The organism is Arthrobacter psychrochitiniphilus (genome assembly GCF_003185915.1).
GTDB classification, from domain to species: domain Bacteria; phylum Actinomycetota; class Actinomycetes; order Actinomycetales; family Micrococcaceae; genus Specibacter; species Specibacter psychrochitiniphilus.
In genome coordinates this window covers 538179-559994 of the sequence record NZ_QHLZ01000001.1, presented here as the reverse complement: position 1 = coordinate 559994, position 21816 = coordinate 538179, and the positions used below count along the sequence as shown (strand labels likewise).

22 protein-coding genes and 1 riboswitch are annotated in these 21816 nt (G+C 60.6%); of the genes, 9 read left to right on the top strand and 13 right to left on the bottom strand.

All coding sequences use genetic code 11. From position 1 onward, the window contains the following. Positions 1 to 92: 92 nt before the first annotated feature. Genes CVS29_RS02435 through CVS29_RS02420 form a run of 4 tightly spaced genes read left to right on the top strand, consistent with a single transcriptional unit; the run spans position 93 to position 3952 of the window. A complete protein-coding gene (locus CVS29_RS02435) occupies positions 93 to 1100 on the top strand; it encodes a branched-chain amino acid ABC transporter permease (RefSeq protein WP_110104942.1) in 1008 nt (335 codons plus the stop codon). After that, entirely contained in the window at positions 1097 to 2362 is a 1266-nt protein-coding gene (locus tag CVS29_RS02430) for a branched-chain amino acid ABC transporter permease (RefSeq protein WP_110104712.1), read from the top strand. The genes CVS29_RS02435 and CVS29_RS02430 overlap by 4 nt, the downstream gene beginning before the upstream one ends. Next, positions 2359 to 3252, top strand: a complete 894-nt coding sequence (locus CVS29_RS02425; RefSeq protein ID WP_110104711.1) for an ABC transporter ATP-binding protein — start codon at positions 2359 to 2361, stop codon at positions 3250 to 3252. Before CVS29_RS02430 ends, CVS29_RS02425 begins: the two co-directional genes overlap by 4 nt. Continuing rightward, entirely contained in the window at positions 3239 to 3952 is a 714-nt protein-coding gene (locus CVS29_RS02420; RefSeq protein ID WP_110104710.1) for an ABC transporter ATP-binding protein, read from the top strand. Before CVS29_RS02425 ends, CVS29_RS02420 begins: the two co-directional genes overlap by 14 nt. Positions 3953 to 4155: 203 nt before the next feature. Here the strand turns inward: CVS29_RS02420 and CVS29_RS02415 are convergent, their stop codons facing one another. Further along, on the bottom strand, positions 4156 to 5253 hold the full coding sequence (locus CVS29_RS02415) for a Gfo/Idh/MocA family protein (protein ID WP_110104709.1): 1098 nt from the start codon (positions 5251 to 5253) through the stop codon (positions 4156 to 4158). A gap of 105 nt (positions 5254 to 5358) precedes the next feature. Here CVS29_RS02415 and CVS29_RS02410 point away from each other — a divergent pair, with 105 nt between their 5' ends. Then, positions 5359 to 6051, top strand: coding sequence for a DNA alkylation repair protein (locus CVS29_RS02410; protein WP_110104708.1), 693 nt, complete (start codon positions 5359 to 5361; stop codon positions 6049 to 6051). Beyond that, positions 6048 to 6281, top strand: coding sequence for a hypothetical protein (locus tag CVS29_RS02405; protein ID WP_146212969.1), 234 nt, complete (start codon positions 6048 to 6050; stop codon positions 6279 to 6281). Before CVS29_RS02410 ends, CVS29_RS02405 begins: the two co-directional genes overlap by 4 nt. A gap of 119 nt (positions 6282 to 6400) precedes the next feature. On the opposite strand, the gene CVS29_RS02400 is transcribed toward CVS29_RS02405, so the two are convergent. The 7 genes from CVS29_RS02400 to CVS29_RS02370 all read right to left on the bottom strand — a co-directional run bounded on the left by CVS29_RS02400 (position 6401) and on the right by CVS29_RS02370 (position 13696). Beyond that, entirely contained in the window at positions 6401 to 7294 is an 894-nt protein-coding gene (locus tag CVS29_RS02400; RefSeq protein ID WP_110104706.1) for a carbohydrate ABC transporter permease, read from the bottom strand. After that, entirely contained in the window at positions 7294 to 8199 is a 906-nt protein-coding gene (locus CVS29_RS02395; protein WP_110104705.1) for a carbohydrate ABC transporter permease, read from the bottom strand. Before CVS29_RS02395 ends, CVS29_RS02400 begins: the two co-directional genes overlap by 1 nt. A gap of 91 nt (positions 8200 to 8290) precedes the next feature. Beyond that, positions 8291 to 9580: an ABC transporter substrate-binding protein gene (locus CVS29_RS02390; RefSeq protein ID WP_110104704.1), complete on the bottom strand. Its 1290-nt coding sequence runs from the start codon at positions 9578 to 9580 to the stop codon at positions 8291 to 8293. Positions 9581 to 9762: 182 nt separating this feature from the next. Next, positions 9763 to 10950 (bottom strand): ROK family transcriptional regulator, encoded by a 1188-nt coding sequence (locus tag CVS29_RS02385; RefSeq protein WP_110104703.1) that lies wholly within the window; start codon positions 10948 to 10950, stop codon positions 9763 to 9765. Positions 10951 to 11192: 242 nt separating this feature from the next. Further along, complete coding sequence (locus CVS29_RS02380) at positions 11193 to 11714, bottom strand: gamma carbonic anhydrase family protein (protein ID WP_110104702.1); 522 nt, start codon at positions 11712 to 11714, stop codon at positions 11193 to 11195. A 49-nt stretch (positions 11715 to 11763) separates the two neighbouring features. Beyond that, positions 11764 to 12753 (bottom strand): aldo/keto reductase, encoded by a 990-nt coding sequence (locus tag CVS29_RS02375; protein WP_110104701.1) that lies wholly within the window; start codon positions 12751 to 12753, stop codon positions 11764 to 11766. Positions 12754 to 12790: 37 nt separating this feature from the next. Next, positions 12791 to 13696, bottom strand: a complete 906-nt coding sequence (locus tag CVS29_RS02370; protein WP_110104700.1) for a LysR family transcriptional regulator — start codon at positions 13694 to 13696, stop codon at positions 12791 to 12793. Between the two features lie 70 nt (positions 13697 to 13766). On the opposite strand from CVS29_RS02370, the gene CVS29_RS02365 reads away from it, so the two are divergent. Next, positions 13767 to 14831, top strand: coding sequence for a YeiH family protein (locus CVS29_RS02365; RefSeq protein WP_110104699.1), 1065 nt, complete (start codon positions 13767 to 13769; stop codon positions 14829 to 14831). A gap of 63 nt (positions 14832 to 14894) precedes the next feature. On the opposite strand, the gene purU is transcribed toward CVS29_RS02365, so the two are convergent. Next, entirely contained in the window at positions 14895 to 15776 is an 882-nt protein-coding gene (gene purU, locus CVS29_RS02360; RefSeq protein WP_245932013.1) for a formyltetrahydrofolate deformylase, read from the bottom strand. A gap of 40 nt (positions 15777 to 15816) precedes the next feature. Continuing rightward, a riboswitch (ZMP/ZTP riboswitch) is annotated at positions 15817 to 15905 on the top strand. 81 nt (positions 15906 to 15986) lie between these two features. On the opposite strand from purU, the gene glyA reads away from it, so the two are divergent. Both glyA and CVS29_RS02350 read left to right on the top strand, forming a co-directional pair. Next, positions 15987 to 17273 (top strand): serine hydroxymethyltransferase, encoded by a 1287-nt coding sequence (glyA, locus tag CVS29_RS02355; protein ID WP_110104698.1) that lies wholly within the window; start codon positions 15987 to 15989, stop codon positions 17271 to 17273. Positions 17274 to 17275: 2 nt separating this feature from the next. Next, the gene (locus CVS29_RS02350) at positions 17276 to 18151 is read left to right on the top strand and encodes a bifunctional methylenetetrahydrofolate dehydrogenase/methenyltetrahydrofolate cyclohydrolase (RefSeq protein WP_373366671.1); all 876 of its coding nucleotides are present in this window, start codon (positions 17276 to 17278) and stop codon (positions 18149 to 18151) included. Between the two features lie 99 nt (positions 18152 to 18250). Here the strand turns inward: CVS29_RS02350 and CVS29_RS02345 are convergent, their stop codons facing one another. The 4 genes from CVS29_RS02345 to CVS29_RS02330 all read right to left on the bottom strand — a co-directional run bounded on the left by CVS29_RS02345 (position 18251) and on the right by CVS29_RS02330 (position 21718). Further along, a complete protein-coding gene (locus tag CVS29_RS02345; protein ID WP_110104696.1) occupies positions 18251 to 18562 on the bottom strand; it encodes a protealysin inhibitor emfourin in 312 nt (103 codons plus the stop codon). After that, a complete protein-coding gene (locus CVS29_RS02340) occupies positions 18559 to 19638 on the bottom strand; it encodes a M4 family metallopeptidase (RefSeq protein ID WP_110104695.1) in 1080 nt (359 codons plus the stop codon). Before CVS29_RS02340 ends, CVS29_RS02345 begins: the two co-directional genes overlap by 4 nt. 134 nt (positions 19639 to 19772) lie before the next feature. Beyond that, a complete protein-coding gene (locus tag CVS29_RS02335; RefSeq protein ID WP_110104694.1) occupies positions 19773 to 20432 on the bottom strand; it encodes a response regulator in 660 nt (219 codons plus the stop codon). Then, positions 20429 to 21718 carry a sensor histidine kinase gene (locus CVS29_RS02330; protein ID WP_146212968.1) on the bottom strand — a complete coding sequence of 430 codons (1290 nt, stop codon included), beginning with the start codon at positions 21716 to 21718 and terminating at the stop codon, positions 20429 to 20431. Before CVS29_RS02330 ends, CVS29_RS02335 begins: the two co-directional genes overlap by 4 nt. Between the last annotated feature and the right edge of the window lie 98 nt (positions 21719 to 21816).

The following is a 21816-nucleotide window of genomic DNA, read 5'->3' as shown; positions in this document are numbered from 1 at the left end:
GTTCATGCAATTTTCTCATCAGCCCACCTCCGCGGTTTCCAGGGACCGTGGAGGCAACCGATCACGGCACCCCGCAAGAAACGGACAATCCTATGATTCCAACTATCCTCATGGCCGCGCCTGTGTCCAACGACTGGATTACTCTTGATTTTGTTTCGCTGGGGCAGAACTTCTGGTCAGCCACCTTTGATGGGCTGACATTCGGCTCCATTTACGCCCTCGTGGCCCTCGGCTACACCTTGGTTTACGGTGTTCTGAACCTCATTAACTTCGCCCACTCCGAAGTATTCATCATGGGTTGCTACGCGGTTTTCTTCACCCTGAGTTTCCTGGGTTTTGGCCCCTCTGCCCCCAATTTGGGCGTTGGAGCCATCATCTTGAATCTACTCTTGGCGCTGATAGCGGCCATTGTGGCCTCCGCCCTGACAGCATTTCTCTTGGAGCGGCTGGCCTATAGACCGCTGCGCAAACGCAACGCGCCCCGCTTGGTCTTCCTGATCACAGCCATTGGTGCTTCCTTCACCATCCAGTACTTGATTTTCCTGTGGCGTGGTCCCGTTCCAGAGCAGGCACTGACCATGTTCCAAACAAAACCAGTTTTTCAGGTCTTCGGCACCATCATCTACTCGGACCAGATCTTGATCGTCACAGCAGCCGTGATCATGATGGTTGTGACAGAGCGTTTCATCAGTAAATCCAGAACCGGCCGCGGTATCCGTGCGGTGGCACAGGATCCTGACACGGCTACGCTGATGGGCGTCAACAAGGAAAAGATCATTATCACCACCTTTGTTATTGGCGGGATTCTAGCTGGTGCCGCTGCACTGTTCTATGTCATGAAAATTCCCTCCGGCGTAGTTTACAACGGTGGGTTCATTCTCGGCATCAAAGCCTTCGCGGCTGCTGTTCTGGGCGGCATTGGCAACGTCCGTGGTGCACTGCTTGGTGGTCTGCTGCTGGGCTTGATTGGTAACTACGGGCAAATCCTGTTGGGTAACTCGCAATGGACTGACGTGGTGGCATTCATGGTGCTCGTCCTGGTGCTGTTGTTCCGACCCGAAGGAATTCTGGGCACCTCATTGGGAAGGAGCAAGGCATGAGCATGGTTGACGGACCCAAGCCGTTCTCAACAGCCAAATCCGAGCAAAAAACTGCCAACATGGAATCTGCGGGGGTTCCCCCGGGTTCCAGCGGTGCCGTTCCCCGGCCCAACCGCAAGTTTGGTAGCTGGAGTGACCGTTGGCGTGAAATGCCCCGACAAAAGCAGTGGCTGATCCTGATCCCGGTGGTGATTCTGGCATTCCTGCTCCCCGTGATCAACCCGCCACTGATCTCCACCGAGCCCGGCAACGACTGGCCCTTGGCCTGCCAGGCCATGGCCATCTTCGCCCTCGTGGCAGTGGGTCTGAACATTGTGATCGGCTACGCCGGTTTGCTGGATCTGGGCTACATTGCCTTCTTCGCCGTGGGCTCCTACACGGCGGCCATGCTGACCAGCCCGGATTCGGCGTTCATCAAGATCCCGTACCTCTGGACCATCCCGGTGGCTATTGCCGTCTCCATGTTTGTGGGCGTGCTGCTGGGTCTACCCACGCTGCGCCTGCGAGGGGACTACCTGGCCATTGTGACCCTAGGTTTTGGTGAGATTGTCCGCATCCTGGCCACTCTCATTCCGGCCATGAAGGGTCAGCCAGGTTTCCAGAATGTGGGCCATCCCCCGGGCATTGGCGCTGATGGCATCCCCATCTTTGCAAACTCCAATGGCACCCCGTGGTACTGGCTCACACTTGTCATCTTGATCATCGTGTTGTTCTTGGTGGGCAACCTTGAACGCAGCCGTGTGGGCCGTGCTTGGATTGCCATCCGCGAAGATGAGGACGCAGCAGAAACCATGGGCGTTCCCACCTTCAAGTACAAGGTGTGGGCGTTTGCGCTCGGTGCCGGTGTGGGTGGTTTGGCCGGTTCGCTCATGGGTGGCCAGGTGGGCTTCGTGAACAACCAAAAGTTCGACGTCGTCACCTCCATCCTGTTCGTTGCCGCTGTGGTTTTGGGCGGCTCGGGCAACAAGGTTGGCGCAATCCTGGGTGGCGCGCTGGTGGCTTACATTCCTTTGAGGTTCACTGCTATCGCTGAGTACAAGTTCCTGATCTTTGGCCTGGCTCTGGTGGTCATCATGATTTACCGCTCCCAAGGCTTGCTGCCAGCCAGGCAGCGGCTGCTGGCTTACGGGACCGCGGCCTATGCTGCTGTGCGCCGCCGAGGGTCCGCTAATCCCAGCGCCGCCGGAGGTTCCGGTACAGGGGGAGGGGCGCATACGTCGTCGTCCACGCCAGCACACAGAGCAGAAGGGGAGCAAGCATGAGTGCAACACCAGAGCCCACAGGCTCCGTTGACGCGGCTGCGCTGGCGGCAGGCGGGGTAGTTCTTGAAACTGCCGAGATGGTGGCGCCGGAAAGGGACTTCGCCGTTGGGATCGGCGAGGATCTGGTGGAGGTCAAAAACCTGACCATGAAATTCGGTGGCCTTGTGGCCATGGATGATGTCAGCTTCACCATCAAACGTGGCGAAATTCTGGGGCTGATTGGGCCCAACGGTGCCGGGAAAACTACCTGTTTCAACGCTATGACGGGTGTTTACAAGCCCACCAGTGGGGAGGTCCTTCTGGAAGGACGCCTGCTCAATGGGATGAAACAGCACAAGATCACCCGCGCAGGGCTGGCCCGAACGTTCCAGAACATCCGCCTCTTTGGTGAGATGACGGCTCTGGAAAATGTGGTGGTGGGCTTGGATGCCCGGCACAAGACCAGTGTGGTGGGTGCCTTGCTGCGCCTGCCACGGCACGTCCGTGAGGAGCACAACGCCATTGAACGGGGAATGGCACTGCTTGACTTTGTGGGCATTGGCCATCAGGCAGCCACGTTGTCGCGGCATTTGCCCTACGGCAGCCAGCGGCGCCTAGAAATTGCCCGGGCGCTGGCCACGGATCCCAAAGTGCTGTGCCTGGATGAGCCAGCCGCAGGATTTAACCCTGCAGAAAAAGAAGAACTCATGGCGCTGATCCGTACCATCCGCGACGATGGCTATACGGTGTTGCTGATTGAGCATGATATGAAATTGGTCATGGGGGTCACGGACAGGATTGTGGTGCTGGAGTTCGGGAAGAAGATCGCCGATGGCAAACCGCATGACATCCGTGAAGACCCACGCGTTATTTCCGCCTATCTAGGGGAGCCCGAAGATGACTTTGCTTGAGCTCGAGAACGTCTCCGTCCATTACGGGCGCATTCAGGCCATCCATGACATGTCCTTCACCGTGGATGAGGGGGAGATTGTTTCCCTGATTGGTGCCAACGGTGCTGGCAAGACCACCACTATGAAGACCATTTCCGGATTGTTGAACCCCACGCACGGAACCATTAAGTTCATGGGTGAGGACATCACCAAAATGAAAGCCCATATCAGGGTTGTCCAGGGTATCTCCCAGGCTCCGGAAGGGCGGGGCATCTTCCCTGCCATGACTGTCCTGGAGAACTTGGATATGGGAACCTTTGGCCGGAAGGATCGAAGCAAGGTCGGGGAGGATCTGGAACGGGTTTTCACCTTGTTTCCCCGGTTGAAGGAGCGTGAAAAGCAGTTTGGCGGCACCATGAGTGGTGGCGAGCAGCAGATGCTTGCCATTGGCCGGGCCTTGATGTCCCACCCCAAATTGCTGCTCCTTGACGAGCCGTCCATGGGGTTGGCACCGCAGTTCATCCGGCAGATCTTCAAGATCATCACGGAGATTAACTCCCAGGGGACCACAGTGCTACTGGTGGAGCAGAACGCCAATCAGGCGCTTGCGCGCGCCCACCGAGGCTTTGTCCTGGAGACAGGGGAGATCACGCACAGTGGCACCGGAAAGGAACTGCTGGCCAACCCGGCGATCAAGGAAGCCTACCTAGGAGTAGGCTGACCAACTCCCACCCCACTCCCACCCCCACTTCCAAGGATGGGTTGCCTCCCTTCGAGCCGCTTGTTACAAACGCTCTCTCAGCAATGGCGAGTTTTTCAGCAACGTTATCCCACTTTGTGAGATAGCGTTCCTGATTTTTCAACCATTGATGGGAGAGCGTTTGTGGGTGAGGCGTGGGTGGGGGAGGCGCCGGTGGGGTGGGGCTAGAGGTCCGTGCGGGAATCGTTGGGGTAGCTGACACCAATTTGTTCCCGAGCGTTATCGAAGAGTGCCATGATGGCCAAGGAGTCAGCCAAAGGCATGGTGGGACTTTCAGTTAGCCCGGCCTGGATGCAGCGGGTTACCTCGCGCAGCTGGTACGTGTATCCGCTGCCGGGGTGCTCAAAATACTCTTCGCGCTCCTCTTCCCAGCCCACACCGATCCGCAATCCCTTGGGGTTATTGACCGAACCAATGGTTTCGATGAACCCCAAGGTCCCGGAAATTGCTGCGGCCCGGGGACCATGCGAGCCAAGGTAGCTCATCAGCTGGGCTTGGGCGCCGTTGGCGTAGCTCAGGGCCAGAGAGTTTTGCGCATCCACACCCAAGGCAGTCAACTCCGCCGTGGCATGCACGGCCTCCGGGGCGCCCAGCGTGCCCCACGCCCACAACAGGGGGTAGACGCTGATGTCCAAGAGCGCCCCGCCACCGTCAGCTGGCGCCCAGATGCGGGCGCTGTCATCCATCGGGGCAGGGAAACCAAGATCGGCCCGCACCCACTTCACTTGGCCGATCTCTCCGGATTCCAGGATCTCCAACGCCCGCTGGAAGCCGGGAACAAACCGTGCCCACACAGCCTCCATGAGGAACAGCTGCCGTTCCCTGGCCAACTCAATGAGTGCCCGTGCTTCAGCTGCGGTGATGGTCAACGCCTTCTCACACAGAACATGCTTGCCGTGCTCCAAAGCAGCCTTGGCGATGTCATAGTGCTGGGCGTGCGGGGTGGCGATGTAGACAACATCCACGTCCGGGTCCTGCACCAGTTGTAGGTATCCAGCCGCGGCGGTGCCGTGCTCTCCGCCGTCATAATAGTACGTAGCGAAGCCGAAGTCGGTGGCAAAACCGGCCGCGCTGCCTACTCCGCGGGAACTGACGGCGTGCAGGACGGCGTCCTCCAGAAGTGCCAAATCGGCAGTCACGGTGCGGGCAATGTTTCCGGTGGCGACAACTCCCCAGCGCAGGGCATCACCGGTTGCGGTGAGGGTCTCGGGATTGAACGTTGTGTACCAGTCGGGACGGCCGACGAATCGTTGGATGCTCATGCGCCAATTCTGCCAGTTGCCAGGTGTAGGGCGGGGAACATGACGGGCCACGGTGTGGGCCTCTGCTATTACGCTTGAGACTATAGATCAAAGAAAGGCAATACCGTGGAACAGCTTACCGCTGAGCAGTTGCTGCAGGAGCTCGCTGCGCTGGAGAATCCTAAAGCACGGGCCATCAATGAATCCCGCGGGGACGATCACGGCGTGAACCTTGGCACCTTGCGCACCATCGCGAAAGCGCTGAAAACCCAGCCCGAGCTGTCCCGCGAATTGTGGCAGACGGGCAACACGGCAGCCCGTCTGCTGGCCCTGCTGATCTGCCGGCCCAAGGCGTTCACCGTCAAGGAGCTGGAAACCATGGTTCGGGAAGCATCCGTACCCAAGGTCAACGACTGGTTCATTAACTACGTGGTGAAGAAAAGCGTCCACACGGAAGAGTTGCGGCAGGCCTGGTTTGCCGATCCCGACCCTATTGTGGCCGCCTCCGGTTGGGCACTGACGAGTGAACTGATCGTGAAAAAGCCGGACGGGCTGAACCTGCCGGAACTGCTGGAGATCATTGAGGCGCAGATGAAAACGGCCCCGTCGCGCCTGCAATGGGCCATGAACACGGCGCTGGCCCAGATTGGCATTGAAAACCCAGAGCTGCGCGAGCGTGCACTAGCTATCGGCGAACGCCTCGAAGTGCTCAAAGACTATCCCACACCGCCCAACTGCACCTCACCCTATGCGCCGATCTGGATTACCGAAATAGTTGCCCGCCAAGAAGCGGCCCGAAAAGAAACAGTTACTCCATGAGGATGATTTGGTACCGCATGAGCGTTGGTCGCAGGGTGATAGTGCTGGTCGTCGCTACGCTGATCATTACCAGCCTCGGCATCACAGCCATCAGCTGGCTCACCGCCCCACACGGCTCTGACGCCTTCAACGCTGGCATGACGTGGGGGAGGCTGTTGGCGCAGCTCGGTGCAGGTATCGCCTTGATAGCGTTGCTGGCCATCGCCAGCCGTCCCAAGAAACGCAACTGAGCAACCTCATAGGCAGGTGGGATGACATGCAAAAGGCCCCTCCCGGCGTCGTACTTCCTTTTGGAAATATACGACGGCGGGAGGGGCCTTTCGCTGTTGGCCAGCCTCAGGACGCTGGTTTAGCCCTTGACGGAACCGCTCATCAGGCCGCCCACAAAGTACTTGCCCAACAGGATGTAGACAATGAGCGTGGGGACGGAGGCGATGAGTGCCCCGGCCATGGAGGCGGCGTAGTCGGTGAGCTGACCGCCGGCCAGGAAGGACAGTGCGATCGTGACCGGGCCGTTGCGGCCGGAGGAGAAGAACGCGGCAAAGAGGTAATCGTTCCAGGCGGACGTGAACTGCCAGATCAGCACTACCACAAAGCCAGGCGCTGACACCGGGAGGATGACCGAGCCGTAAGTGCGTAGAATTCCGGCCCCATCCATGCGGGCGGCCTCGATCAGTTCATCGGGCACGGAGGCGTAGTAGTTGCGGAAGATCAGCGTACAGATCGGGATGCCATACACAATGTGCAAAAGCATCAGGGACGGGATGCCCTGAGGAACGCCGAGATCGCTGACCAACTGCGTCAACGGGATCATCACGGCCTGGTACGGAATGAACATGCCGAACAAGATCAACGTGAAGATGATGTTGGCCCCGGGGAACTTCCACTTGGAGAGTACATAGCCGTTAATGGAGCCCAAGAAGGAGGAGATGATGGCGGAGGGGACCACCAGCATGACGGTGCGGCCCAGTGACGGTGCCAGGGTGGTCCAGGCCTTGACCCAGCCTCCTGTTTCCCACACCTGGGGGAGGTACCAGGCGCGCGAGGGATCGGCGTCGGCGGTGCCCTTGAAACTGGTGATGAACAAAACATAGGCGGGCAGCAGGACCATGATGACGAAGAAGATCAGCAGTGCGTACTTCAAGGTCCGGTTGATGCGGCGCTTGGTGGTGCGTTTTGCGTCGGAGGCCATGTCCTGGGCGGAACGCGCGCGGTTTTTATTATTCACTGTGGCGGTGGCCATTAGCGCTTCTCCATCCGTGAGGTGTACCAGAGGTAGGGGATGACAACCAGGGCCACCAGAACCAACAGGATGGTTCCGATCGCTGCTGCATCGGCGTAGTCGCTGCCAATGTATTTGACCCACATCATGGTGGCGGGCACCTGGACGTCGTAGGTGTTGGCGTCCGGAACAATGGCGCGAATCAGGTCAAAGAGCTTCAGTGACATGTGGCCGATGATGATCACGGCGGAGAGCATCACGGGGCTCAACTGCGGGAAGATCACGTGGCGGTACAGCTTCCATTCGGTGCAGCCATCAATCCGGGCCGCTTCTCGCAGCTCGTCCGGGATGCCGCGGAAACCGGCCAAGAAAAGGGCCATGACGTAGCCGGAGAGCTGCCAGATGGCGGGGACGGCAATAGCGGCGATACCCCAGGTGGGGTTGGACCACCAGTCGTTTTGCAGGGCGCCCAGGCCCACGCTGTCCAAGAGGCGGTTCAGGCCGGTGGTGCGTTCACCACCAGGCTGGGACGTTTGCAGGCTGGAAAGCAGCCAGCGCCACACAACGCCGGAGGCGATGAAGGAAACTGACATGGGGAACAGGTAGACAGAGCGGAAGAAGCCTTCGCCCTTGGCCGGCTGTTCCAGGATCCAGGCCCACAAAAAGCCGAAAATGAGGGTGCCGCCGAGGAAGACAACTGTCAGGATCAGCAGGTTCCATAGGGAGTGCTGGAAGTTGGGGTCCGCCAAGAGGTTGGTGTAGTTCTCAAAACCAACATACTTATTGCTCGGTTTGGCGGTGTGTTGGTTGGTCAGGCTGACTCGGAAGTTTTCAATGATGAGCCAGTAGACGAATACGCCAACGAGGATGATGGTGGGGGCCAGCAGCAATACGCTGGGGCCCCATGTTTTTGCGCGCTTTAACATAGTTTGCCTCCTTCCGAAGAAATTCGGGACCACATGGTTTGGGGGCGGCGCAACTTGGTAGTCACGGCCGCCCCCAACCTCACTGTGGTTATTACTTGGCGAACTTCGCCGCAATGGCTGCAGCGGAGCTCTGCAATCCATCAACATTCTTGTCGCCGCCAAACTTGCTCACAGCTGTGCTCAGATCGTTCAACCAGGCAACCGGCACTGCTGCACCGTGAGCCAAGGAGGAAACGATCTTGTCCTGGCTGAAGTCCTTGATGGCGCTCTTCTGGTACTCAGAGAAGTCATCGGTCTTTGCCGTGGTGTTGGCCGGGATGGATCCCTTGACCTTGTTGAACGCGGTCTGGCCTTCAGCCGAGCCGATGGTGGTCAGCCACGCCTTGGCGCCGGCCGGGTTCGGGGCGCCCTTGGGGAGGGTGAAGGAGTCAGCCAGGAAGTCAAAAACGCCTGCGGTTCCCGGGGTAGGGAAGTAGGTGTAATCGACGCCGGACTTATCGCCGTCCTGAGCGAACTTGGCTTCGGCCCAGTCACCCATGACGTTGTACGCTGCTGCGCCGTCCTGGACCAGCTGCGTTGCCGGAGCCCAGTCGCTAAGTGAGTCACGGTCTGTGTTGGTGTAGGAAAGTGCCTTCTCGTAGGCCTTGATGGCCGTGGTTACTTCGGCGCTCTTCCAATCGGTCTTACCGTCCCAGAGGCCGTTGTAGCCGTCAACACCCAAGCTGGAGAGCAGGACGTTCTCAAACAGCTGGACCTGGGTCCAGGAACCAGCCACTGCCAGCGGGATGACCCCGGTGGCTTTGATCTTGTCCATGTCTGCGAACCAGCCGTCAAGGTTCTCAGCCGGCTTTTCCGGATCAATGCCGGCCTTCTTCAGGACCTCAACATTGGCCCACACCACGTTGGCGCGGTGGATGTTGGAGGGCACGGAGTAGATCTTGCCGTCAACTGTCAGGCGGTCAACCAGGTCCTTGGGGAACTGCGACGAAAGGTCGTTGTCCTTGTAGAAGCTGCTGAGGTCTTCGAGCTGGTCAGCATCGATGTAGTCCTGCAGTTCGGCACCTGCGTGGGCCTGGAAGGAATCCGGCGGGTTGCCAGCCTTCAACTGGGCAGCCAGAACGCTCTTAGCCTGTGAACCGGCGCCGCCAGCAACAGCCAGGTTGTCAAAGGTGACGTTCGGGAAGTCCTTGTTGAACACGCCAACGAGGGCATCCAGGCCAGCCTTTTCAGAACCATCAGCCCACCAAGTGAAGACGCCAACCTTGCCGGTTGCATCCTTGGCGTTGCCGTTGTCACTGGGTGTGTCGCCGCCTCCGCCGCAGCCTGCAAGGGTCAGACCCAGCGCTGCAACTCCGGCAAGCAACGATAGACGACGTCGCATATTTTCCTCCGTGAATAATTGTTCGAAAATGATGATCTTGTGGGTGGTTAAATACCCGCTCCCCAAAAGTTACCTGCATCACTTGTTGTAGTCAATTATTTAACGCAACGGATTGGTAACAGTAGCCCTTTTTGTCTCCTCCCACCATGAATGCTGCGCTGGCTGGTGCTTATTTGGGCGTATTAGTGCTTGCGGGTGTGGTTTAGGGCCAGCGAAACGGCACCCAGCACCTCGGCCCGATCGCCGAGGGAAGACATGACGACGGTGGTTGCCTCGCCAATTGCGGGAACGGCGTGCCTTGTCAGTCCGCGCCGGATGGGATCGAGCAGGATGTGGCCCAAGGCTGCGAGTGGGCCGCCCACCACAATGATCTCCGGGTTGATCATGTTGGCCACGTTGGCCACAGCCCGGCCCACGGCCATGCCGGCGTCGTCAATGACTCGAAGCGCCGCAGCATCCCCGGATGTAGCGCGGGCAATGATGTCCTGCACGGTGAGGGGGCGGGGTTCCCCACGGCTGAGGAGTTCAATCATGAGCGCTGTAGAGGCAACGGTTTCCAGGCAGCCGCGGTTGCCGCAGCGGCACACCAGGCCTTGGTCAAAGATGGTGGCGTGCCCAATTTCACCGGTGATGCCGGTGTGTCCGTAGTAGGGGGCGCCGTTGAGGATCAGGCCTGCACCTATGCCGCTGCCGATCTTCAAGAACACTAGGTCTCGGACGGCGCTGTGCTCACCCCATGTCACTTGGGCCAGGGCGCCCAAGTTTGCGTCATTATCGGCAAATACTGGCATGCCGAGGGCTTCTTCGAGACGGGCCACAATATTCACGCCCACCCACTCGGGCAAGATGGCGCCACGGATGACGGTTCCAGTGCGGTGGTCAATGGGGCCCGGAACCCCGATCCCAGCGCCCATGACATCACTGCGGGAGATTCCGGATTCCGCCAGGGCATCCGCCAGCATGGTAGCGGCCGTGGCGATGCTTTCGGTGGCCAGATGCCCCACTGGCAGGGGTGCTGATTTTTCCGCTCTTACCTGGTGGTCCGCACTGGCTAGAACGATCCGAACGTGGCTGCGGCCAAAATCAATGCCCACAACAACGTGGGGGGACTCCAGCAGCGAAACCGCCAGGGCGCGTCGCCCCGAGCTGGTGGTAGGGCTGGTGTGGGCGAGCCCTTCTGCGCACATGGACTTAACGATGTTGGAGACCGTTGCTGTGGACAGACCCGTGGTCCGAGCAAGCTCAGCCTGGGGGAGGGGACCGAGCTCACGCAGAGTTGCGACAATGAGCTGTTCATTGCGATGCCGCAGCGCGGACTGGGAGCCGGGTTTGGGATCCTGTGGTGATGTGAGGGGGAGATGGTCAGTCATACATAGTAGCGTGCATCACATAAGCTCTTGAGGTCAACTTATTAACGCAATTCACAGAGATTGAGGATTCACCGTTAAGCCCAAATGTGTAGCGTGAGCTTTTGGGCGAATAAGTGGGTAATTTAGCGCCAGCTTTCCTGGCGCACACTGTCTGCAATTCAGGGAATTTAGGCACGTTCTTGTTCCCGACGTGCAGGAATTTGTTTGGTTTTGTGCAAGACGTGCTGATGCCATGCGTGCGCTTATTCGCTCTGGAGGGCCTTGTGCTTGCGGGCCAATACCGCATAGTTACGTGCGTTCTCACGGACATGTTCGAGCTCTTCAGCGCTCAACTCCCGGCGTACCTTGGCAGGAACCCCCGCTACGAGTGAGCCGGGCGGAATAATGGCGCCTTCAAGCACCACAGCTCCACCCGCCACCAGTGATCCGGCACCAATGATGGCACCGTTCATGATGGTGGCGCTCATACCGATGAGGCAGTCGTCCTCAACCGTGCAGCCGTGGATCACTGCGCTGTGGCCCACACTGACACCATTGCCCACACTGGTAGGAAAGCCAGGATCAGCGTGCAACACCACGTTGTCCTGCAGATTTGTTCCCTCACCCACAGTGATTGAGTTGGTATCCCCGCGCATCACAACACCGTAGAACGCACTGGAATCCGCGCCCAGCGATGCGGCCCCGATGACGACGGCGGTGTGGGCCACGAAGGCACTTTCGTGGACGTCGGGCGTGTTGCCGTCAAGGGCAATGAGTTGGTTCATGATTTGTCCAATCTTCGGGGGTTGTGGTGACTACTCAGTGGCCGGGGGGTTACCAGCGTGGGTGGATGTCGGCTCGTAGTAATGAATTGTAGATGGCGGCTACCTCAGTATTGAAGGCCGCGCCTAGCTGTGGCAAGGATCCGGCAGCAGCATTGGCCTGGGCTTGGTCCGTGGAGCGGGCGCCAGGGATTACCGTAGATACGCCCTCGAGCTGGGCCACCCAGGCAAGCGCGGCCTGTGCTGGGGTGGTCCCTGCCGTGGCTGCGAGTTCTGCAAAACGTGTGGCTGCTTCAAGCCCCCGTGCATAGTCAACGCCGGAGAAGGTTTCGCCCACATCAAAATGACTGCCGTCGCGGTTGTAGTTGCGGTGGTCGTCGGCGGCGAATGTGGTGGTGGCGGTGTACTTTCCGGACAGTAGCCCGCTGGCCAGTGGCACGCGCGCAATAATGCCCACGCCAGCCTTCTGGGCGGCGGGCAGCACTGCTTCGAGGGGCTTGAGCCGGAACGCGTTCAGGATGATTTGGACGGTGGCCACGTGGGGGCGGGCAATCGCCTCCAGAGCCTGCTGGCAGGTTTCCACGCTCAGCCCATAACTGGCTATGGCGCCCTCGGCAACGAGGGTATCTAGCGCGTCATAAACCTCATCCGAACTCACCACCGCGGTGGGAGGGCAATGTAGCTGCACCAGATCCAGGGTGTCCGTGCCAAGATTTTTGCGGGACCGGTCCGTCCATGCACGGAAGTTCGCCAAAACATAGTTTTCTGGAATCTGGTCCATACGCCGGCCCATTTTGGTGGCAACAGTGATGCCGTGCTGCGGTCCGCGTGAGCGCAGAAATTTACCAATCACTTGTTCGCTGCGGCCGTCGCCGTAGACATCTGCGGTGTCAAAGAAGCTCACGCCAGCATCGGCACCAGCGCCAAGCACCTCCAAGGCGTCGGCCTCGCTGACATTTCCCCAATCTGCCCCCAGCTGCCATGTCCCAAGCCCGACGGCGGATACGGTGCGGTTTGTTCTTCCCAAAATACGTGTTTGCATGCCACCAGCCTAGCCATAGGATTCCTCAGTAGTGGATTCAGTGCGGGCCTTCTTGGGCGGCGGCGACGGCAACAAGATCCGCTGCGGCTCCGAAAAGCCGTTGCGCCCCGGACCACACCGCTGTCAGCGGGCGGCTGATGCCCTGGCCTTCAAAGGGGACCCGCAGTAGGGCCCCGCTCTCCAACTGCTCGTGCAGGGCAAGTGCGCTCAGGGCGGCGGGGCCGGCGCCGGAGAGGACAGCCACCCGGACGGCTGCGTTGCTGCCCAACACTTGCGCAGGCTCGGCCATGGGCAGGCCAGCAAAAAGCTCCTGTAACGCTTCGCAGGTTCCCGAGCCGGGCTCCCTGACCACCAAGGGTGTGCGAGCTAATTCCGCCAAGGAGATTTTGCCGGTGTGGTGGGCCCAGCGGTGATTGGGCGGGACCACTACCAGCAACTGATCTTCTTGGACCACCATGGCATTGACCCGCACCGGGACGTTGGGAGTCTCCACGAAGCCCACGTGGAGGGCCCCTTGCTGGACTTCATGGAGTACTTGTGAAGAGTTCAGCACGTGCACGTCAACGCGTAAGGTTGGCCGGCGCCGTCGGACTTCCGCCAACCAGGCCGGCAGGAGAGTTTCGGCGATGGTCATGCTGGCACCCACGCGGATGTCTTCGCGCCCGCCAGTGGGGCTGGAGCGCAGCCAGCCCGTGAAACTCTGGGCAGCATCCAGCAGTTCCCTTGCATGATCAGCCAGAGCCAGGCCGGCCTCGGTGGGAACCGATCCCCGAGGGCTGCGTTCTAGAAGGGAAGTTTTGAGCCTGGTTTCCAGCTCGGCCACGGCACGGCTGGCGTTGGGCTGAGCCATACCCGACTTCCGCGCCCCTGCACCCACACTGCCCGTATCAACCACGGCAACAAAGAGTTCCAATACTTGCAGATTCGGCCAGTCATCGCTCATATCAAAAGCATATAGCGTGATGTGAAAGTGCCGTCTACCGGGGTTGCCCCGTCCTTGAAAGCATGAAGATATGTTCTCCACTCCACGTACTAAAGCCCACCTTGGGGCCCCACAAACAACTGGTGAAACAAGAAAGCTCCTGCCCCGTGTGCCGTTAGTGAGGTCCTACGGGCCAGGATTAGCGCTTTGTGCCGGGGCCGCAGCCGTGTCCATGGCCATAAATTCTCTCTTCTCCGCCGCCAGTCCGCTCCTCATCGCCATTGTGCTGGGCATTCTCATGACAAACGCTCTCCGGTTGCCGGCTGTATTGGCGCCCGGGCTGGACTTCTCAGCTAAGAAATTACTCCGGTGGGGCATCGTGTTCCTGGGCTTGGCGTTGGCGCTCGCAGACATCTTCGCGCTAGGCGCTCCGATGCTCCTTGTCATTGTTGCCATTGTTGCTGGAGGCATTCTGGGTACGGTGTTGCTGGGCACGGCGCTGAAGATGCGCCGGGCCCAGGTGCTGCTCATTGCCTGCGGCTTCTCCATCTGTGGAGCAGCCGCCGTGGCCGGGGCTGAAGGGGTGGTTGACTCCGAGGAGGAGGATGTTGTCACCGCGGTGGCACTGGTGGTCATCTTCGGCTCGCTCATGATTCCCTTCATCCCACTGCTAGGGCAGGCGCTGGGTATGAGTGCGGAACTCAACGGCATGTGGGCCGGCGCTTCAATCCATGAGATTGCCCAGGTGGTTGCTGCCGGAGGCATTATTGGGGGAGGGGCGCTGGGGGCTGCTGTGATCGTCAAATTGGCGCGGGTACTGATGCTGGCGCCGGTTATGGCCGTGCTCAGCGTGCGTCAACGGCGTGCCGGTTGTGGCAAACCCGGTGAAAAACGTCCCCCCATAGTTCCGATGTTTATTCTCGGATTCCTGGCCATGGTCCTGTTGCGTTCCACACTGGTAATACCAGCGGACGTTCTACATGCCGGCTCGTTGTTACAAACAAGCCTGCTCTCCGCAGCGATGTTCGCCCTAGGCTGCGGGGTTAAAATCCGCAGCCTGATCAAGGTTGGCGCGCGTCCGTTCATCTTGGCCGCGGCCTCAACCGTGCTGGTCACCGGTATCTCCTGGGTGGGAATTGAGCTGGTTCACCCCTGATCCCGGCCTCTGGAACAGCGCGCAGCCAGCAGTGAGGGCTGCGGGGAGCGACAGATCAAAGGCTCAGTCGAAGACCACTGTGCGGTGACCATCCAGCAGGACCCGGTGTTCGGCGTGCCACTGGACGGCCTGCGCCAAGGTGCGAGCCTCCACCGCGCGGCCCATGGAGACGAACTTCTCTACCGAGTGGCCGTGGTCTACACGGATAACTTCCTGCTCAATGATGGGACCCTCATCCAACACGGCCGTGACGTAGTGAGCCGTGGCGCCAATGATCTTGACCCCCCGCGCGTGAGCCTGGTGGTACGGCTTGGCGCCCTTGAAGGAGGGGAGGAAGGAGTGGTGGATGTTGATGGCCTTGCCGGCCAGGCGCTGGCAGAGATCATCTGAAAGGACCTGCATGTAGCGGGCCAGAACAACAAGTTCAACACCGAGTTCGGCCACCAGCTCGAGGAGAGCCTCCTCGGCGCTGGCCTTGGTCTCGGGGGTGACGGGAATGTAATAGAAGGGGATGCCGTAGAACTCGGCGAGCGGTTCCAGGTCCTTGTGGTTGGAGACAATGGCCGGAATTTCAACCGGAAGGGTGCCTGAGCGCTGCAGGAACAACAGGTCATTGAGGCAGTGCGCTGCCTTGGATGCCATGATCAGGGTGCGGATGGGGGCACCGGCACGGTGCAGGGTCCACTTGAGCTCAAAGCGATCCGCCACCATCTGGAGGTGCTCGCGGAGCTTGGAAAACGACGTCGTAGTTTCCACCGCAACACGCATGAAAAAGGTGCCAGTATCCGGGTTTCCGTATTGCTGAGAGTCGGTGATATTACAACCAGCATCCAAGAGGGAACCAGAAACGGCATGGACAATGCCGGGCTGGTCAGCGCAAGAAAGGGTCAGCACGTAGCCATGCGTGGAGGCAGGAGTCGAAGAGGGCGCAATTAAATCAGTCACCCTACCAACGTTACCGTCCCATGGGGGCTCTGTATTACTATTGAGGAGTTGCGACTGGCGATGAGGTGGGACACCACCGGGGAGCAGCACGAATCAAGACCAATGCGATCGTACGCCTGGGACGCAAGGTCACGAAAAGCCTAATACCGCGGTGTTTGGCGATAACCTTTTCAAGAAGAGTTTTTCGTGCTGAGAATTCAGGAGTCTGTAGTGTCTTTTTCACCCACCCAGTCCGTTACCAACGCCCCGCTCTCCGAGCTTGACCCGGAGATTGCCGCCGTTCTGAAGGACGAGCTCGCCCGCCAGCGTGACACGCTGGAAATGATCGCCAGCGAAAACTTCGCACCCCGCGCCGTTCTTGAAGCCCAGGGTTCCGTGTTGACCAACAAGTACGCCGAGGGTTACCCGGGCCGGCGCTACTACGGCGGCTGTGAAGCTGTTGACGTGGCAGAGAACCTGGCTATTGAGCGTGTGAAGGCCCTGTTCGGTGCCGAGTACGCCAACGTTCAGCCGCACTCCGGTGCCCAGGCGAACGCCGCTGCGCTAGCTGCCATGATCAAGCCCGGCGATAAGATCATGGGCCTGTCCCTGGCTCACGGCGGGCACCTGACACACGGCATGAAGCTGAACTTCTCCGGTAAGCTCTACGAAGTTGCCGCGTACGAAGTTGAGCCCGATACCTTCCGCATTGACATGGATAAGCTGCGCGCCCAGGCCATCGCCGAGAAGCCGCAGGTCATCATCGCCGGCTGGTCCGCTTACCCGCGCCAGCTGGACTTCGCAGCCTTCCGCTCCATCGCTGATGAAGTGGGGGCCCTGCTGTGGACCGATATGGCTCACTTCGCCGGACTCGTTGCCGCTGGCCTGCACCCGAGCCCGGTGCCGTACTCCGACGTGGTCACCTCCACTGTGCACAAGACCCTTTCCGGTCCGCGCTCCGGTGTGATCCTTGCAAAGAAGGAATGGGCCAAGAAGCTCAACTCCGCCGTCTTCCCGGGACAGCAGGGCGGCCCGCTCATGCACGTCATCGCCGCCAAGGCTGTGGCTTTCAAGGTTGCCGCAGGCGAAGAATTCGCCGAACGCCAGGCCCGCGTTTTGGAGGGTGCAAAGATCATTGCTGAGCGCCTGAACGCTCCTGACGTTGCCGAGGCAGGAGTTTCCGTTTTGACTGGCGGCACCGATGTGCACCTGGTGCTGGTTGACCTGCGCAACTCCGTCCTGGACGGCCAGCAGGCTGAGGACCTCCTGCACAGCGTTGGCATCACCGTGAACCGCAATGCTGTTCCGTTTGACCCGCGCCCGCCGATGGTCACCTCCGGTCTGCGCATTGGCACCCCGGCGCTGGCCACCCGTGGCTTTGGCGCACCGGAGTTCACCGAAGTTGGCGAGATCATTGCCTCAGCACTCAAGGGTGGTGCCGATGTTCAGGCACTGAGCGCCCGTGTCAAGGCCCTCACCGCGAACTTCCCGCTGTACCCCGGTCAGGAAGAATGGTAAAAATGGCCACTGCTCAGATTCTTGATGGCAAGGCCACAGCCGCTGCCATCAAAGCCGAGCTGACCGAACGCGTAGCGGCCCTCGCCGCACGCGGGGTCACCCCGGGCCTGGGTACCATCCTTGTTGGCTCGGATCCGGGCTCGCAGTGGTACGTGGGCGGAAAGCACAAGGATTGTGCGCAAGTGGGCATCAAGTCCATTCGTATTGACCTGCCCGAGACAGCCACCCAAGACGAGGTTCTGGCAGCGGTCCGCCAGCTCAACGAGGACCCCTCCTGCACCGGTTACATTGTGCAGTTGCCACTGCCTGGCCATATTGATCAGGACGTGGTGCTGGAAGCCATCGACCCGGCCAAAGACGCCGACGGCCTGCACCCCATGAACTTGGGGCGCCTAGTTGCGAACGTGAACCGGCCCATGGTCTCCCCGCTGCCATGCACGCCCAAGGGCTGCATTGTGTTGCTGGAACGCCACGGCATTTCACTGAACGGCAAACGTGTTCTGGTTGTTGGCCGCGGCGTGACCATTGGCCGGCCCATGGGCTTGCTGCTGACCCGCCGCGACATCAATGCCACAGTGGTTCTGGCACACACGGGAACCAAGGACCTTGCTGCCGAGCTGCGCGAGGCTGACGTGGTGGTTGCCGCCGCCGGTGTCCCGCACATGATCAAGGCCGCTGATTTGAAGCCTGGAGCCATTGTCCTGGACGTTGGCGTGTCCCGCGTGGATGACGGTAACGGCAAGGCAGTTGTCACCGGGGACGTGGAGCCCGGCGCTGCTTCGGTAGCCAGCTGGATCTCCCCGAACCCGGGTGGTGTGGGTCCCATGACCCGCGCCATGCTGCTGGCCAACGTAGTGGAGGCCGCAGAGCGCGCCTAGGAGTAGTTGCTGCCAAGGGAAGCTCGACGACGGAACGCACGTTCCGGCGTGGAGCTTCCCTTCTGCGTTGGAGGGCTGGGTGGCGCACTAGGCGCGGGATTACAACTCGATCGATTCCACCCTCTCCGGACGGCTGTCCACCCAGGCCACGAGCAGCCGGACGTCCTCAGGGAGGCTGTCATCCGTATAGCGCGCCGTGACCTCGCGCCCAGTCCATTCCAGATTGAGTTCGTATAACTGGGTGTCGGGCCTTGGCACATCGGGAGGAGGTGGCGGCTGGTCGGAGAGCCTAGCTCTACTGACTTCCCCGGCAAAGTCCTTCGCCGCCGATTTCGGCAGGGCCTGCTGGTCCAGCTCTGTCCGGGCCACGATTCCGGCAATGCCGCCGGCCCGGATGATGGTCAATTTCATGAGAGTACTCCAACTTCTTTCCACGCGTTGTGGACGGCAACTTGCTCAGCCTCTCCGAAGATCATCCCCGCTACATCAATGGTGGCGTGGGCGGCTGCATCAAATTGTGTAGTGGGGCGCAGCCTGGTAGTCAGGACCTCGTACCAGATCCGGCCGGCTTTTTCCCAGGCGTGGCCGCCCAAGGCAATTGCTGCCAGCGCGAAGGCACGGTTGGGAATGCCGGAGTTGATGTGCACCCCGCCGTTGTCGTTGCGTGGATCGTTGTTGTCCGGCAGGTTCACGTACTCTGCCATGTTCCCGGGCTGCCGGTCCCCGGAGTAGGCGGTGCCGGGGTGAATCATGGAACGCAGTGCCGCCCCCAGTTCGGGGACCAAGATTCCTTCGCCAATCAGCCAGCTGGCCTCTGCCGCCGTCTGGTTGAGGCTATGCTGCTTGACCAGGGAACCAAAAACGTCGGAGAAGGATTCATTCAGTGCGCCTGACTGTTTGCTGTAGACGAGCCCGGCAGTGAACTCGGTGACGCCATGCGTGAGCTCGTGGGCGATCACGTCGATGGCACTGGTCAGGGCGCCGATCTTGAAGATCCGCCCGCTGCCGTCGCCATACACCATTTGCGAACCGTCCCAGAAAGCATTGTCGAATCCGACACCGTAGTGGACCGTGGAGACGAGTTCCATGCCAACCCCGTCCAGTGAGCTGCGGCCAAACTGGTCGCGGTAGAACTCATAGGTGGCGTTGCTGCCGTCATAGGCCTGGTTGACTGACGTGTCCACCACGGCAGGCGCCTCCCAGCCGCGCACCAAAACGCCGGGCAGGAACTGCCGGCCTTGTGTCTGGTTGTCGTAGACGCTCAGCCGTTCGCCCGTCTCCAAGGTGGCGCCTGCCAGGGACCCGGTGCGGATGTTCAACCGCCGGCCCAGCTGGCCCATCACGGCCCGCTGGGACCGCATGGCCGCGGAGGTGGCCAGTGCACAGGTGGCCGCTTCACGCTGCTCAGGTGTTCCCTCCACAGCTAACCTGCCCAACAAATCCGGTGGCGCAATGCTGCACCGGGTGGGTTTCCTTGTTGCTCCCATGACGTTCTCCTTTTCCCCAGCAACCGCCCCATGAGAGCGGCGCAGTGCCTGTTGACCCAGGCGCGAGCCCTCTATGCTCCGTTCCCCCATGATGGACCCGAAGTTGGCCGGCGGCAAGGGAGCGCGATGGGCTGCTACTTGTGCAGCAGCGCCGCCTGCACCCGCGAGGCCAGGCCCAGCTTGGAGAGCACCCGCGAGACGTGGGTTTTTACGGTGGCCTCGGAGATTCCCAGACGGCGCCCGATCACGTGGTTGCTCAGGCCCTCGCCGAGGGCGGCAAACACCTCCCGTTCGCGCTCCGTCAGCTCCGCCAGGCCCGGAACAGGGGCAGGATCCGGCACCGGCGCCTGCTTGCCCGACAACGCTGCGGCCACAATCCGGGCCGTTACCTCTGGGGCAATGACCTGATCTCCACCATGCACCCGGCGTATGGCTGCCGTGATCGCTTCCGGTTCGGCTGTTTTGAGCAGGAACCCGCAGGCACCGGCCCGGAGCGCGCCAAATAGTTGCGCGTCGTGGTCAAAGGTGGTCAGCACCAGGACGCTGGCGAGCCTTTCCTCGGTGATGGTTTTGGTGGCCTCGATGCCGTCCATGCCGGGCATGCGCAAATCCATGAGCACCACGTCCGGACGCAGGGCCCGTGCCATGCTAAGTGCCGTTGCACCGTCACCGGCCTCGCCCACTACCTCCATGTCCGGGGAAGTGTTTACCACCATGCGCATGCCGAGCCTGATGGCTGCGTGGTCATCAACTATCAGCACTGTGATGGGGGCGGGGGAGCGGGGCAGGCTCATGCACGCGCTCCTTCGTTGGGATCGGTGCTGTCCTGGGGCTGGTGCGGAAGCCGCAGACGGACCACCCAGTGTTCCTCCTCGGGGCCGGTTCTCAGCATTCCGCCGGCATGCGTGGCACGGAAATGCATGCTTGGGATGCCGGTTCCTGTTCCTGTGGGGGCACCGCTGGGATCACTCGGAAGCAGGTTCCGCACGCTCACCACAAGCTCTTCCCCCGGACCACTGGCGGCAAGGGAAATATCCACCGGCTGACCCGGGGCATGTTTGGCAGCGTTGATTAGGGACTCGGACACTATGCGGTACACCGCGGTCTGCACGGACAGCGGTAGGTGATGTCCGCCGTCGTCCATGGCATTGTCCAGATGTACCTCAAGCCCGGCAGCCCGGCGGGACTCGGTGAGAGATTCGAGATCAGCAAGCCTGCCCGGGGACTCGGAAACCTCTCTGGTATGCAGGAGCCGGATCATGGTGTTCAGTTCTTCCAGGCCGGCAACACTTTCACCGCGGATTTGGTGCAGGAGAACGCGGCCCGATCCCTCTGGGGCGCCATGGAGCGCAGCCCCGGACTGCAGTGCAATGGCGCAGAGCCGGGCGGAGATGACGTCGTGGAGCTCCCGCGCCAGATGCGCTCTTTCATGCTCCAGGGCTAAATCATGGGCGTTGCGTTCGGCCAGCAGGCGTTGCCGGGACGCCTCCTGGACGGCATCGGCGCGGGCGGATTCACTGTCCGCAAGCTGATTGGCTTTGCGCAAGTTCCCGGCCCACTCCGCTGGGGTCAGGAGAGTGAGGACGGCGATGAAGCCGGCGGCAACGGCAATTCCGGCATCCCGGAAGAGAGCGAAGGCGCCCGCCACAGATAGCGCGGAGAGAACCCATGCGGCGTGTGATGCAAGCGCTGAGGCCCGTGCAGTCCCAAAGAGGACCAAGGAGAAGAAGAGCTCGAACATCAGCAAAAACGCCCCGGCCTGACCAGCCAGGAGCAAGCCCACGGCTGCGGTGCCACACATCCATGCCATGGCAGTGGGGGAGGTCCTGCGGAACAATACACCCGCGCAGCCCAGCACGGCAATGGCTGGCCAAGCGGACGCGAAAGCTTCGACCTTGAGGCTGCCGAAAGCGGTGAGGTTGACCGCCTCCAGGAGCCAAAAAATAGCAAAGTAGCCACCGGACAGGGCCATATCCTCGATCTTGATGTTGCCAATATTGCGCACGTCAAGACTCATGAATCTGCCACCCAAGCGCCGCAACAGCGGCAGTGGACGGGTGGCTGCGGGGGATTGGACCATGCCACCAGTGTTCCGTGCCACAGCGGGCGCAGCAAGCCAAACACGGCATTCATGCGACGAAGGTATGACAGGTTGTGGTTCCCCTGGCCGACGCGGTG

What these genes read in the sequence shown, in the direction of transcription:
- CVS29_RS02435 (WP_110104942.1), top strand. Translation starts at nt 93, where the DNA reads ATGATTCCAACTATCCTCATGGCCGCGCCTGTGTCCAACGACTGGATT.
- CVS29_RS02430 (WP_110104712.1), top strand. Translation starts at nt 1,097, where the DNA reads ATGAGCATGGTTGACGGACCCAAGCCGTTCTCAACAGCCAAATCCGAG.
- CVS29_RS02425 (WP_110104711.1), top strand. Translation starts at nt 2,359, where the DNA reads ATGAGTGCAACACCAGAGCCCACAGGCTCCGTTGACGCGGCTGCGCTG.
- CVS29_RS02420 (WP_110104710.1), top strand. Translation starts at nt 3,239, where the DNA reads ATGACTTTGCTTGAGCTCGAGAACGTCTCCGTCCATTACGGGCGCATT.
- CVS29_RS02415 (WP_110104709.1), bottom strand. Translation starts at nt 5,253, where the DNA reads ATGAGCATCCAACGATTCGTCGGCCGTCCCGACTGGTACACAACGTTC.
- CVS29_RS02405 (WP_146212969.1), top strand. Translation starts at nt 6,048, where the DNA reads ATGAGGATGATTTGGTACCGCATGAGCGTTGGTCGCAGGGTGATAGTG.
- CVS29_RS02400 (WP_110104706.1), bottom strand. Translation starts at nt 7,294, where the DNA reads ATGGCCACCGCCACAGTGAATAATAAAAACCGCGCGCGTTCCGCCCAG.
- CVS29_RS02395 (WP_110104705.1), bottom strand. Translation starts at nt 8,199, where the DNA reads ATGTTAAAGCGCGCAAAAACATGGGGCCCCAGCGTATTGCTGCTGGCC.
- CVS29_RS02390 (WP_110104704.1), bottom strand. Translation starts at nt 9,580, where the DNA reads ATGCGACGTCGTCTATCGTTGCTTGCCGGAGTTGCAGCGCTGGGTCTG.
- CVS29_RS02385 (WP_110104703.1), bottom strand. Translation starts at nt 10,950, where the DNA reads ATGACTGACCATCTCCCCCTCACATCACCACAGGATCCCAAACCCGGC.
- CVS29_RS02380 (WP_110104702.1), bottom strand. Translation starts at nt 11,714, where the DNA reads ATGAACCAACTCATTGCCCTTGACGGCAACACGCCCGACGTCCACGAA.
- CVS29_RS02375 (WP_110104701.1), bottom strand. Translation starts at nt 12,753, where the DNA reads ATGCAAACACGTATTTTGGGAAGAACAAACCGCACCGTATCCGCCGTC.
- CVS29_RS02370 (WP_110104700.1), bottom strand. Translation starts at nt 13,696, where the DNA reads ATGAGCGATGACTGGCCGAATCTGCAAGTATTGGAACTCTTTGTTGCC.
- CVS29_RS02365 (WP_110104699.1), top strand. Translation starts at nt 13,767, where the DNA reads ATGTTCTCCACTCCACGTACTAAAGCCCACCTTGGGGCCCCACAAACA.
- CVS29_RS02350 (WP_373366671.1), top strand. Translation starts at nt 17,276, where the DNA reads ATGGCCACTGCTCAGATTCTTGATGGCAAGGCCACAGCCGCTGCCATC.
- CVS29_RS02345 (WP_110104696.1), bottom strand. Translation starts at nt 18,562, where the DNA reads ATGAAATTGACCATCATCCGGGCCGGCGGCATTGCCGGAATCGTGGCC.
- CVS29_RS02340 (WP_110104695.1), bottom strand. Translation starts at nt 19,638, where the DNA reads ATGGGAGCAACAAGGAAACCCACCCGGTGCAGCATTGCGCCACCGGAT.
- CVS29_RS02335 (WP_110104694.1), bottom strand. Translation starts at nt 20,432, where the DNA reads ATGAGCCTGCCCCGCTCCCCCGCCCCCATCACAGTGCTGATAGTTGAT.
- CVS29_RS02330 (WP_146212968.1), bottom strand. Translation starts at nt 21,718, where the DNA reads ATGGTCCAATCCCCCGCAGCCACCCGTCCACTGCCGCTGTTGCGGCGC.